Below are 12,508 nucleotides of genomic sequence, written 5' to 3' on the forward strand. Positions count from 1 at the left end.
AGATCATGGATAACTACAGTCGCTTGAGGTAAAGGCCAGAGAAAGTGCCATCTGCTGTAATCGGCTACCACTGACAAATCCCCCATTGGGTGGCAAACAAAAACCATCCCATAAACCTCGTAACCGCTGTCTGGAATAGAGCCACTCACGCCGATCCCCGCCTAACACTGCTATTAGTGCACGTACTATATGCCTGAATTCGCGAGCTAGAAACCATACCCCCGCGAAGAGATCGCCACGTCGCGTAAAGCGACCAAAATTACCGCCATTCCCATACTGATAACGCGCAAAGAGAGCTTCCGCTTTATCGCGTGGTCGAAAGCCGTGGGTATGAATAACCTCAATATGCGGACAAATCTTATAACGGGCACCGCTGCGCACAATCCGCCAGCATAGATCGGTATCATCAGAGGCTCGTAACCGGCTACCGGGCCCGCAAAATTCATCATAGCCGCCAACACGGTCAAACAGACGCCGACGCATACTGAAATTTGCGCCTGAAGCATGCAGGGAAAAGTGCCATCGTGACAATCCAGGCCAGGCATAAAGTGTATACCCTTGCGCAGAATCGCATGGCGAAGCTGTCAACCGTCCGGCAATGAAATCAAGTTCAGGATCGGCGCTAAACTCAGCAACAATTTGTTCTAACCAGTTCGGCGTAACTTCAACGTCATCATCAATCAACGCGACAATCGCGCCATGACCGGCTGCAATTTCAAGATTGCGTGAGCTAGCCGCCCCAAAGCCCGAACGCCGATTGGAGAGATAATGAAAGCGAGGGTCGCTGCGAAATGATTCCAGAAGCACAGCACCTGAATCATCAGAGCTTTGATCAACCACAAAGAGTTCAAATGGTTGATACGTACTCCGAAAAACACTTTGCACCGCACTGTACAATGGCTGTGGACGCTGTTTGGTGGGAATAATGATCGACACTAGCATGTATCTCATCCTTAACAGTTACAATGACCGCTCTATCACCATAGGATGGATCGCCACCCCCTGATAAACCATGTATTCACGATCCATCGGATGAGCCAGACCACGTAAACTGCCGCGAAGAAATGCTATGAACCGTCCTAAGCCACGGGGTCGCCGTAATCGGAGCAATGGCAACAATGGTTCAAGCAGGGCTGGCACCAGTAATTCGTACAAAAACACAATGCCAGCCCGCCAGTGACCAGCGCGTAACGGCTTAATGTAAGCTGCTCCTAAACCTTCCCAATCGCGTGCAGCCAGCTCACGTGCTTCACGCCAGGTACGAAAACCATCGTGAATAACATACGTGGCTGGTGTCTCGATCACACTCCACCCATAAGCAATCGCACGTACCGCAATGTCGGCATCCTCTGCCGATGGAAAACGTCCACCAGCCCCCAACGCTTCATCGAATCCACCCAGTGCTAACACCAATTCACGCCGAACCGCCATACCGGCCCCAATTCCACGAGCTCGACATTTGCCACTGAACGTTTTGACAACCACTTTTTGGCGACGTTGATAGCCTGGGATAAAGCCGGCATTGGCATCGTGCGGTCCTTCCAGTACGTTGCAGAAAAGAACGGCAGCCTGAGGTTCACGGTGCAGCTCATCTTCGATAATCCGTAACCAATCGGTCGGCACCCGGCAATCATCATCAGTGAAGGCTACTAGAGGTGCATGGGCCAGTCGCAACCCAATGTTTCGCGCAATACCCAAACCCTTCGTGTGGGTAGCAATGTAACGCAAACGCCGATCATGCTTAAACTGCTGCAATGCGGTGGCTGTTACGGTATCCGTGCTTTGATCAATGACAATGAGTTCAAACGCAGGATGATCGTTCGCTAGAACACTTGCGACTGCTGCACAGATGCTTTTACCACGATTACGGGTACAGATTACAGCGCTAATGGTTGGCCTACACATCTCCTGGCCCCTATCATACACCTATCTTCACCAACCTGATGGCGCTCCGGCTTGCAGATCTTCATACAGATATGACATTCCACCACAGCTAACAGACACATGTCATACGTGATATGCTGGTACGCCTAACAACTCTGGCACTGTCACAATCTCATAACCCTTATCAAGCAACCATGGTGTCAATAAACGTACTGCTCGTGCTGTCTCAGTCTTTTCCCACCGAAATTGGTTAGAAACCGAGTCATGCATCAAAATAATCGAACCGGGTCTGATCAATGGCTTGATTTGGGCAACCAACTGTTCAGCCGGCACCTCTGGCACTTTCCAATCATCAGGATAAATATCCCACCCAATCACTGTATATCCGCGCTGCTGCAGACGCCACCCTTCCCATGGCGTTAACCAGCCCCATGGTGGCCGATAGAGACGCGGTCGCCGACCAATCACCTGCTTGATAGCGGTGGTTGCTTCATCGATGTGGTCACCGCCCCACGGCATCAAGCCAGCTTTACGGCTATGCATCATTGAGTGGTTGCCGATAACGTGTCCCTCAGCAAATGCCCGCTGCACCACATCGGGATGCCACTGCACACTCAACCCAACGCAGAAAAATGTCGCTTTAATGCCGAGTTCACCCAGGGTATCGAGTAACAATTCGGTACAAGGCTTACTCGGCCCATCATCGAAGGTAAAGGCTACTGCCCGTCGCGTGCGTGGCCCATGATTGTGGTAGTAACCAAACCCACCGTATGGTGGACTGAGGAACAGATTGCCGAGCTGATCGATAGTACGGGTAACAGTGGCACGCAAATTCATAATGCTCCTCACTCAGGCTGACACCACTGGACGCCCGGAGGACGTTGACGCTGCACGACGGAATAAACGATCATACAGCCTGGCACCCAACAACGCCCGCAGCGCAATGGCCAGCGTTCCTTTCTGGAATAGGGTCTCCCACGGACTTACTTGCAGGCCGACTTTGTAAAACTGCCAGCCTAACCTGACATTCCCGCTGAAGACTGCATCGGCTGCAAATGAGATCAGTGCCCGCTGACGTGCTTTGCGGTACAGCCATTGTTGTTTGCGTCGTTCGGTCTCCGGCATCAGGCCAAACGTCCAGTCAAAAATGTTAAATAGTTCAATAATCGCGTTGCGTAACGCTGTTGGGTCCTTCGACATACTCGATGGATGGCGACGATATGCGTAGAGCATCTCATCGATATAGGCAATGTCGCCAAAATGACACAATCCCAGCCACATCTGTGCATCAAGTGACCAGCGTAACTTCGGATCGTAGCCACCAATCGCCTGATACGCACTCTTCCGGATCATCGTGCCACTGTGTTGTGGATACCCTTTTAGCAGGAAATCGGCAAAGACTGATCGCCCATCACGCACGTAACTAGCGGGCGCCGCTCGACTCACAAAACTAAGTGTTTGCTCATCGGCATAAAGCCCGTAAGCACTAAACGCCATCACCACCTGTGGGTGGCGTTCGAGAATTTCGATCTGCCGAGCAAAGGCGTGTGGTGAAACCACCCAGTCATCGGCAGAAATCACACTGAGATACTTCCCGCGTGATAATTGCATGCCTTCAATCAACGAGGCAACGAATCCTTGATTCTGTGCATGGTCAACGAATCGTATTCGTGGATCACGCAAATATGGCTTGATGACCGCTAATGAGTTATCGGTCGAACGATCATTGATCAGAATAACCTCAAAGTCGGTAAAGCTCTGCTGCAAGATTGAATCGAGGCAATGGCTCAGAAAATGAGCATAATTGTAATTCAGAACGGTAACTGATAACAATGGCGAATCATTACTGGCAGTCATTGCCAACTCCTTGATAATCAAGATGCACAGGCTGCTGCCAGGGTTGCAACAACATACTCTTGCTCGTCAGGTGTCATCTGCGGGTAGAATGGGAGCAAGATGCTACGATCCTGTGCATATTCCGATTTTGGTAGATGGTATCCCTCCTGACGCCAATACGGTTTTTCGCGATGAGCACACATGATCCCGCGCCGGGTGGCAACACCGTGATCGAGCATGTATTGCATGACCGCACGCTGGTCACACCATTCCGGCAAGTAGATCGGATAGCTTTGCCAGTTCGTGCGGGCATATGGCGGCTCTACCGGTACCTCTATTCCTGGGATTGCACTCAACATCTGCGCATATCGTTCGGCTAACCGGCGACGCGCTACAATGATTTCGGGCAAACGCCGCAACTGCTCGCGCCCAACAGCCGCCTGAATGTCGGTCATACGGTAGTTATAGCCTATCACGTTGTATTCCTCGAAAATCACTTGATTGGCTAAATGGCGCACGCGATCATTAACGCTCATTCCGTGTTGACGCAACAAGCGGAACTGCTCGGCATACATCGGGTTGTTCGTCGTTAGCATGCCACCATCGCCAGTACTGAGCACCTTGCGCGGATGGAATGAGAAGCACGCAATCACACCGTGCGGCTTTCCAATCCGTTCCCAGCGCCCATGGAATAATATCTCGCTGCCAATCGCGCATGCCGCATCTTCGATAACCGGCAGATGGTAAGCATCAGCAATAGCCAGGATCCGCTCGAGATCTGCTGGCATCCCCATCTGATGAACCGTTAAAATTGCTTTTGTCTTTGGGGTAATAGCCGCCTCAATCAGGGTCGGATCCATGTTGTGTGTCATCGGATCAATATCGACGAAAACCGGCACGGCCCCACAGTAGCGTACACTGTTCGCCGTCGCAATATAGGAATGACTGACCGTGATCACTTCATCGCCTGGGCCAACACCTACCACCAGCAAAGCCAGATGTAATGCCGTCGTGCAGTTTGATACAGCTACAGCATATTCAGCACCGGTATAGGCAGCAAACTCTTGCTCGAAGGAAGCAACCTCCGGCCCCTGTGTAATCCATCCCGACAGAATAACACGTTGGGCTGCTTCAGCCTCAGGCGCTCCCATTACCGGTCTGGTGAGGGGAATATGCCGTTTTGCTGTTGTTGTCATAGACTAACCTTCTCCTCTTTTTTCCAGTTGTAGACCCGCTCTTCGGCCAGCAAATCCTCAATCGCAACTCCGCATCCCAGATACCATTCATGTAAACGCTGTAGGCCTTCGTGAAGCGAGACAGTTGGTACAAAACCCAATACGTGCTGAGCTCGGGTGCTGTCGGCGTAGAGCCGCAAAACATCGCCCGGACGTGGGGCATCATGCGTAATTGGTGCATTGGGCCGACCAACAACCGCTGCAATGGTGCGTGCCAGTTCATTGATCGAAATTTCGCGCCCTTGCCCAAGATTAAACGTACCGCCGACCGCAGCATCTACCATGCCAGCCAGGATGATACCTCGCGCTGTATCACTCACATACGTGAAATCGCGGGTCTGCGAGCCATCGCCGAAGATCACCATCGGCTTACCAGCCATCGCCCGTAACATAAACTTGGGAATGACTTCACCACTATCGCCCTCGTGGTGACTCCGTGGCCCAAAGCTGTTAAACGGACGTACTACTACTGTGGGGTAGCGGTAACTTTCCCAGAAGGCACGAGTATAGCACTCACCGGCCAGTTTTCCACCACCGTACACGGTCATCGGGTAGGTCGGGTGCTCTTCCGTCATAGGAACCCATCGGGCAGTACCGTACACTTCCGAACTCGACACATAGACAAAACGCGGTACATCGGCACGTCGAGCCAGATCAAGCAAGATCAGCGTACCGGTTGCATTCACCTCGTGGTTCTCGAACGGATTGTGAAGGCTGTGTCTGACACCCAGACAGGCCAGATGGTAGACAATCTCAACACCAGGCAACAAGCGAGCCATGACGTCACGATCACGAATATCAGCCTCTACCAGCTCAACATCGGCCCCGGCCAGATGGGCCAGATTCGCCCGTTTCCCGTTGACCAGATTATCAACCACAATAACTCGATGACCGGCAGTAGCCAGTTGTGTTACCAGCTCACTACCGATGAAACCTGCACCGCCGGTTACTAAAATCCGTTTTGCTGTCATTGTTTTTATCCTGGAACATCAATCTCACGAAATACGGTCCGAAAGATTATCAGCTCTTTGCTGCGACGTGCGCCATCCAACCCTGTAATGCTTGGGCCACAACCTGCTGTTGTTCAACAGTCAACTCAGGAAACATGGGCAATGAAAGCACCTCTGCTGCTGCCGCTTCGGCCTGTGGAAAATCGCCAGGCCGATAGCCCAATTCAGCGAATGCCTTCTGGAGATGAACCGGGATCGGGTAATGAATACCGGTACTTATCCCATGATCGTTCAAATAGGCCTGGAGTGAATCACGTTGCCGATCGCGAATCGCATAAATATGGTAGACATGACGACGCTCAGGAAGAGCGACCGGTGTACGAATACCCATCGGCGCCAGCATTGCATCGTAGCGCGCCGCTGCCGCCCGCCGCAGCTCAGTCCAGTGTTCGATATAGTTCATCTTTACCCGTAGAATTGCCCCCTGTACTCCCTCCATCCGGTAGTTAAACCCTTTCAGATCGTGATGATAGCGTCGCTCGGCGCCCCAATCACGCAACATTCGGATGGTACGGGCCAGTTCAGGATTGTTGGTGGTCACTGCCCCACCTTCGCCATACGCACCCAGATTTTTGCCAGGATAAAAACTAAAGCAGCCTACATCACCGATGCTACCGACACGTCGTCCCTTGTATTCAGCACCGTGCGCCTGAGCTGCATCTTCGATTACAGCCAGCCCATATTTGCGAGCAATGGCCATAATTGGATCCATGTCAGCAGGCTGACCATACAGATGTACCGGAATAATCGCTTTGGTGCGCGGTGTGATCACCGCTTCGATCTGTTTCGGGTCAATGGTAAAGCTCACTGGATCAATATCGACAAAGACCGGACGGGCGCCAGTGTAATCTATGGCCGAGACGGTTGCAATGAAGGTATGAGGGGTGGTGATTACTTCATCGCCACGACCTACGCCGACAGCCAATAACGCAAGATGAAGAGCACTAGTGCCTGAGTTGACGCCTATCGCGTACTGACACTGGGTATACGCAGCAAACAACGCTTCAAACGCCGCAACCTCTTTCCCCAACACAAATTGGGTACTGGCAAGGGTGTCAAGAACTGCCCGATCTATCTCTTCTTTGATGGAAAGATACTGGGCCTTCAAATCAACAAACGGGATCATGTGATACTCCCTTATATGCCTTGGTTGTTACCACGACAACGTAACAGGCTGTCCACGATTGACCATTGATTGCGTAGCAGCTTCAAGAATGCGGATAACGCGCAAACCGGCGTAACCATCAGATAGCGGACGCCGACCAGTTCGTACACAATCAACGAAATGCTCGGCTTCGATTCGTAATGCCTCGACATTGTCGAGCCGTGGCGCCCACATATCACCGGTTCGGTAGCCAACATGGCGCTGATATACCGCATCTTCACTCTCACTGACAATAATGCCTTTGTCGTAGACTTTAACCTTCTCGCTCATTTCAATATCATCATAAACGATCATCTTTTCCGAACCGCCGATCAGTGTCTGACGAATCTTGACCGGCGCCATCCAGTTCACATGAAAATGAGCTATCAGGTTATCGGGGAAATAACACGTCAAATATGCCATGTTTTCCGGTTTTCCTGGTACATGCGCCATCCCAGTCGCAGCGACTACGATCGGGCTCGACTGGACCAGATAATCCATAATCGACAAATCATGCACCGCCAGATCCCAGAGCACATTCACATCATTCTGGAACAACCCGAGATTGACGCGCACTGAATCGTAGTAGTAGAGGGTGCCGAGTGTACCGTTATCCACCAGTTCTTTAATCTTACGCACCGCACTAGTGTAGATGAACGTATGATCAACCATCAGCGTTAATTGGCGTCGTTCAGCCTCTTCAACTAATCGCTCAGCCTGAGCGACGGTAGCGGTAAATGGTTTCTCAACCAGCACATGCTTACCGGCCTGCAATGCCATCAGTGCCAACTCAAAATGTGACGAGACCGGTGTTGCTACGGCTACCGCATCTACCTTCGGATTGCGGAGCATCTCGCTGACATCAGCGTAGGTGTTTACCGACGGATACACCTGTTCGACCAGTGCCCGTCGTTCAGCACGCTGATCACAGACAGCCACTACCCGTGCGCCAGTGACCTGAGCGAAATTACGGACAAGATTGGGGCCCCAATAGCCATATCCAATGACGCCAATTCCGACCATGATGACACCTGCCTTTGTCAGAGATTGCAATGAGATTGAAATGAACAGTGGTTCTGTCCTTACTTCTGTGATCATAAGTGAATGAACGTACCACTGTCTTACCACTGCCATCATACGTAGGAAAGATGATATGAACGTGAAAGAATTACAGGAGGGTATGAGAGGTTCTTTGATAAGTGAAGCAAAATGATGATCCTTTGCATCGACAATACGCATTACGGTTGAGACCAATGCTATGGGGTTGATATTGACCGCCATCGTTTGAGTCAAATCTCGTTAGACGTTGTGCAAACGTATTTCAAGACACTGTAAGCGACAATCAAATTGGGTGGGCAAAGACACTTCGTTCACCCACCCGTCCGTCGAGCGATAGGAATATAAGGCTTCTCAACCTTACTCGCCTGATGAGATTTCACAGCGTGGCAATCAGAGCAGATATGAATTCAGACACAATCCCTAGAATCTGCTATGCTCCGCGCTACCACGATTACTCGCGGTTATCAATAAGCTCATTTGCCGCTGCCAGTAACTGCTCAATCCGCTCTGGTGGTACCTGTTTGCTCTTAAGGTACAGCTCCAGCGCCCGTAACGGTGTCAGACCGTTGCTCAGTTCCTCGGCAACACCGGCAAAGCGCTGGCGGGCGGGTCGTTCGACATCGAACACAATTGTAGCGATGACCCCAGCCCGCGCAGCACGCAACCACTCACGTACCTGTTCTTCCTTCAGCAAAGCTGCCTGTTCCCGTGACAATCGAACCTGGACACGCACAACGGCGTCACGCAGATCGTGACGCTCGATGAATGTACGTAGTGCGTGCACCGGATCACTGCTCCGCCGCAGATCATGCTCGATACTGACAAATGGACGGGCGGCCAGGGGTACGAATTGCCAGCGTGTCTGACCGCGTACCAGTTCAACCAGGACACATCCTTTTGGATCATCACGCTCGCCAAAATCGACGCGCTCGATACTACCGGGATAGACCATTGGTGGCCGTTCACCAAGACACTGGTGGCGATGGATATGACCTAACGCCACGTAATCAACGCCAGGTTGAGCCAACACCGAACGGGGCAAGCTCAGGTCTTGCCCCAGGATCATAGCCCGCTCGGTACCGAGTTGGGCGCCTTCAACGGTACCGTGGAATGCGAGAACGGTTGGGATGTCGGGATCAAGCGCCTCGACGGAACGTTCAATAAACTGTTCGATTCGCCGTCGTAATTCGTATTCTACCGATGCAAATGATGCACCTGCCATCTCTTCACGGGTTAACAACATCTGACGGGTTACCCACGGTACAGCAATCAGTTGTATCTGCCCATGACGAGTATCAATCCGATGCAGCCGCAGGCGATCGGCTACTGTTATCCCTTCTAACGCCAGCGTCGCAAAGATTTCGACCGAATGGGCACGCCCTTGCGCCGGTGAGATGTCGTGGTTTCCGGTCAAAATGACAACTGCGACACCTGCTTCGCGGAGACGACGAATGCGACTGGCAAACTCACGTTGTACCGTCGGATTGGGAGAACGATTTTTGTATACGTCACCAGCAATAAGACAGATATCGATCTGGTGATCTAGACCAATGGTGATTGCTTCATCAAGACGTTCAAGATAATCGAGCAGACGCGAATGTAGGCCACGCCGTGGGTCGATAGTACCGTAGTTCTCTATCCCAAGATGCAGATCGGCCAGATGCAGCATGCGGATCATTGCGACCTCAGCAGGACATTGTAGAGCTTACGAGCGCAACGACGCGGTATCCCTTCCATCAACTTGTACCAACGTGTCACCAGGTGATTCTACCCGCTCCTGGCGTGCTGGATCGCGAGGAGCGGGTTTCTTATCATCCATCAGAGCGTACTGATAATGTGCAACTAGTGTGTCATCCATCGCTTTCTACTTCCCTTTGTTGCTCCTGGTAGAGGAGCGACAGAGGGCCAGGAAGAAGGCGAAAGGTATCAGCCACTCACCGCACATGCCTTCCAGACAACCAGCTCACCGATGGCACATTGGCTTCACAACCGTTTCATATTTGCCTGGTATTACTTCCTTCTGCACACTATGCTGGTGCAGAGAAGGGTTGATCAGCTCAGCAAGGGGTTCATTTTATCAAAACTGACCGGCAAAATGGCAGGCTACCCAATGCCCTTTGCGTTTCTCTTCAAAGACCGGTTCCTGCTCCTTGCAGATAGACCGGGCAATCCAGCAACGTGGATGGAAACGACAGCCGCTTGGTGGATTAATAGGACTGGGAACATCACCCTGCAATACAATCCGTTCCCGTTTGGCAAACGGATTAGGATTGGGAATAGCCGAAATTAACGCTTTGGTATACGGGTGGAGTGGTTCCCGGAACAGCTCCTCACTGGTTGCCAGTTCGACCATCTTGCCCAGATACATCACACCGACCCGATCTGAGATGTGTTCCACCACTGCCAGGTTATGCGCAATGAAAAGATAGGTCAAACCAAACTCGCGTTGCAGCGAACGCAGGAGATTAAGCACCTGCGACTGAATCGACACATCGAGAGCAGAAACCGGCTCATCACAAACAATCAGTTTCGGCTCCATGATCAAAGCGCGAGCAATCCCAATTCGTTGCCGTTGACCACCGGAAAATTCGTGGGGGAAGCGTGTCATGTGCGAGGCGCTCAAACCGACCTTTGCCAGCACCTCGCGCACCCGCTCACGCCGTTCGGCCGGCGTTCCGATCCCGTGGATCACTAACCCTTCGGCCACACTTTCCCCGATGGTAATGCGGGGATCAAGTGAGGCATAAGGGTCTTGAAAGATAATTTGCATATCGCGCCGCAGGGCCTTCAAGGTGCGACCACTGGCCCGCATGACGTCCTGACCCTCAAACACAACTTCGCCAGCGGTTGCCCGTTCCAGACGGAGGATCGTGCGACCAGTCGTGGTCTTTCCACACCCACTCTCGCCGACCAGCCCTAACGTTTCACCTCGTTTAATGGTGAAACTGACATCATCAACTGCCCGTACCTCAGCAACGGTGCGGCGCAAAAAACCACCTTTAATCGGGAAATACTTTTTGAGATTACGAACCTCAAGTAAGGGGTCATCGATCGATGAGATTGACGCCATTCGTTCACTCCATGAACTTATCGTAAAAACAGCTTTGCAGGACGCGACAGATGTTGCTTTCCTACAGACGGAAACCCGTAGGACGAGGGGATGCTACCCTACCAGATCACCGTATCATCACGCCTGGCGAACGTCTGCAAGCTGTTTTGATCACACTTTCTACGATCAGAAGCCGGCAAGAGCACTACCAGGCTGTAACGCGCATCCCGCTTCATTCCTCATACAGCCAGCACCGCACTCGCCGCTGTGTTCCTAGCTCGATCATCGGTGGGGGCTGATCACACTTCTCGAAGCGTTTGCTACAACGTGAAGCAAACCGACACCCCTTTGGTGGATTGATCAAACTGGGAACTGTGCCGGGGATAACTTCCAATTCTTCGCGGGTATCGCCAAGTACCGGCATAGAATTGAGCAAACCGCGTGTATAGGGGTGCTTTGGATCGCTAAAGAGCGACCGGACATCGGCATATTCAACGACCTGACCGGCATACATCACGACCACACTATCAGCCATTTCGGCGATCACCCCCATATCATGCGTGATCAACATAATGGCCGTGTCAATCTTTTCGCGCAACTCGCGCATCAGATCAAGAATCTGGGCCTGAATCGTCACATCCAGCGCAGTTGTCGGTTCATCGGCGATCAAAAGCTCTGGATTACACGCCAAAGCCATGGCAATCATCACCCGCTGACATTGGCCACCGGACAATTCATGGGGATACTGACGCATCCGACGCTGAGGATCGGGTAAACCGACCATTGAAAGGAGTTCAATACAGCGTTTCTGCGCCTCTTCACCCTTCAATCCCTGATGAATCTCCAGTGTCTCGATAATTTGATCGCCAACCCGGAATACCGGATTCAGCGCAGTCGTTGGCTGTTGAAAAATCATCGCGATCCGATCACCGCGAATCTTGCGCATCGATTCAGAATCGAGGGTAAGCAAATCGATCCCATCAAAAATGATCTTCCCCTCGACAATACGGCCAGGCGGGCTGACCAGGCGCATGATTGACAGCGAGGTTACGCTCTTACCCGACCCCGACTCACCGACAATCCCGAGCGTTTCACCACGGTGGAGGGTAAAATCGACCCCATCCACCGCCTGCACCACGCCTTCTTCAGTGAAAAAGTAGGTTTTTAACCCTTCTACACGCAGTAACTCAGCGCCACGACGGGCAACCGAACGTTCTGCACCGGTTACGACACGAGATACAGTTGCCACAGTTACTCCGTATCTTTATATCTCAAGCGTTCATGCCCTCAG

At 52.0% G+C, this 12,508-nt stretch carries 11 protein-coding genes; all 11 read right to left on the reverse strand.

The genetic code is table 11. From position 1 onward, the window contains the following. Nucleotides 1–3: 3 nt before the first annotated feature. The 11 genes from QTO31_RS00670 to QTO31_RS00720 all read right to left on the reverse strand — a co-directional run bounded on the left by QTO31_RS00670 (nucleotide 4) and on the right by QTO31_RS00720 (nucleotide 12,466). Nucleotides 4–942, reverse strand: coding sequence for a glycosyltransferase family 2 protein (locus QTO31_RS00670; protein WP_031459094.1), 939 nt, complete (start codon nucleotides 940–942; stop codon nucleotides 4–6). An 18-nt stretch (nucleotides 943–960) separates the two neighbouring features. Continuing rightward, nucleotides 961–1,905, reverse strand: a complete 945-nt coding sequence (locus QTO31_RS00675; protein WP_031459095.1) for a glycosyltransferase family 2 protein — start codon at nucleotides 1,903–1,905, stop codon at nucleotides 961–963. A gap of 102 nt (nucleotides 1,906–2,007) precedes the next feature. After that, a complete protein-coding gene (locus QTO31_RS00680) occupies nucleotides 2,008–2,721 on the reverse strand; it encodes a polysaccharide deacetylase family protein (protein ID WP_031459096.1) in 714 nt (237 codons plus the stop codon). A 12-nt stretch (nucleotides 2,722–2,733) separates the two neighbouring features. Next, nucleotides 2,734–3,741, reverse strand: coding sequence for a glycosyltransferase family 2 protein (locus QTO31_RS00685; RefSeq protein ID WP_031459097.1), 1,008 nt, complete (start codon nucleotides 3,739–3,741; stop codon nucleotides 2,734–2,736). A 17-nt stretch (nucleotides 3,742–3,758) separates the two neighbouring features. After that, on the reverse strand, nucleotides 3,759–4,916 hold the full coding sequence (locus QTO31_RS00690) for a DegT/DnrJ/EryC1/StrS family aminotransferase (protein ID WP_031459098.1): 1,158 nt from the start codon (nucleotides 4,914–4,916) through the stop codon (nucleotides 3,759–3,761). Further along, nucleotides 4,913–5,926, reverse strand: a complete 1,014-nt coding sequence (locus QTO31_RS00695) for an SDR family NAD(P)-dependent oxidoreductase (RefSeq protein WP_031459099.1) — start codon at nucleotides 5,924–5,926, stop codon at nucleotides 4,913–4,915. Before QTO31_RS00695 ends, QTO31_RS00690 begins: the two co-directional genes overlap by 4 nt. A 49-nt stretch (nucleotides 5,927–5,975) precedes the next feature. Continuing rightward, a complete protein-coding gene (locus tag QTO31_RS00700) occupies nucleotides 5,976–7,091 on the reverse strand; it encodes a DegT/DnrJ/EryC1/StrS family aminotransferase (RefSeq protein ID WP_301427772.1) in 1,116 nt (371 codons plus the stop codon). A 27-nt stretch (nucleotides 7,092–7,118) separates the two neighbouring features. After that, nucleotides 7,119–8,132: a Gfo/Idh/MocA family protein gene (locus tag QTO31_RS00705; protein WP_301427773.1), complete on the reverse strand. Its 1,014-nt coding sequence runs from the start codon at nucleotides 8,130–8,132 to the stop codon at nucleotides 7,119–7,121. Between the two features lie 487 nt (nucleotides 8,133–8,619). Beyond that, nucleotides 8,620–9,846, reverse strand: a complete 1,227-nt coding sequence (locus QTO31_RS00710) for an exonuclease SbcCD subunit D (RefSeq protein WP_031459102.1) — start codon at nucleotides 9,844–9,846, stop codon at nucleotides 8,620–8,622. A 399-nt stretch (nucleotides 9,847–10,245) separates the two neighbouring features. After that, nucleotides 10,246–11,238, reverse strand: coding sequence for an ABC transporter ATP-binding protein (locus QTO31_RS00715; protein ID WP_301427774.1), 993 nt, complete (start codon nucleotides 11,236–11,238; stop codon nucleotides 10,246–10,248). A gap of 211 nt (nucleotides 11,239–11,449) precedes the next feature. Beyond that, nucleotides 11,450–12,466, reverse strand: a complete 1,017-nt coding sequence (locus QTO31_RS00720; RefSeq protein ID WP_031459104.1) for an ABC transporter ATP-binding protein — start codon at nucleotides 12,464–12,466, stop codon at nucleotides 11,450–11,452. Nucleotides 12,467–12,508 lie beyond the last annotated feature (42 nt).

The organism is Chloroflexus sp. MS-CIW-1 (genome assembly GCF_030444705.1).
Taxonomy (GTDB): domain Bacteria; phylum Chloroflexota; class Chloroflexia; order Chloroflexales; family Chloroflexaceae; genus Chloroflexus.

Coding starts and splice junctions, on each gene's coding strand:
- QTO31_RS00670 (WP_031459094.1), bottom strand. CDS start 942: ATGCTAGTGTCGATCATTATTCCCACCAAACAGCGTCCACAGCCATTG.
- QTO31_RS00675 (WP_031459095.1), bottom strand. CDS start 1,905: ATGTGTAGGCCAACCATTAGCGCTGTAATCTGTACCCGTAATCGTGGT.
- QTO31_RS00680 (WP_031459096.1), bottom strand. CDS start 2,721: ATGAATTTGCGTGCCACTGTTACCCGTACTATCGATCAGCTCGGCAAT.
- QTO31_RS00685 (WP_031459097.1), bottom strand. CDS start 3,741: ATGACTGCCAGTAATGATTCGCCATTGTTATCAGTTACCGTTCTGAAT.
- QTO31_RS00690 (WP_031459098.1), bottom strand. CDS start 4,916: ATGACAACAACAGCAAAACGGCATATTCCCCTCACCAGACCGGTAATG.
- QTO31_RS00695 (WP_031459099.1), bottom strand. CDS start 5,926: ATGACAGCAAAACGGATTTTAGTAACCGGCGGTGCAGGTTTCATCGGT.
- QTO31_RS00700 (WP_301427772.1), bottom strand. CDS start 7,091: ATGATCCCGTTTGTTGATTTGAAGGCCCAGTATCTTTCCATCAAAGAA.
- QTO31_RS00705 (WP_301427773.1), bottom strand. CDS start 8,132: ATGGTCGGAATTGGCGTCATTGGATATGGCTATTGGGGCCCCAATCTT.
- QTO31_RS00710 (WP_031459102.1), bottom strand. CDS start 9,846: ATGATCCGCATGCTGCATCTGGCCGATCTGCATCTTGGGATAGAGAAC.
- QTO31_RS00715 (WP_301427774.1), bottom strand. CDS start 11,238: ATGGCGTCAATCTCATCGATCGATGACCCCTTACTTGAGGTTCGTAAT.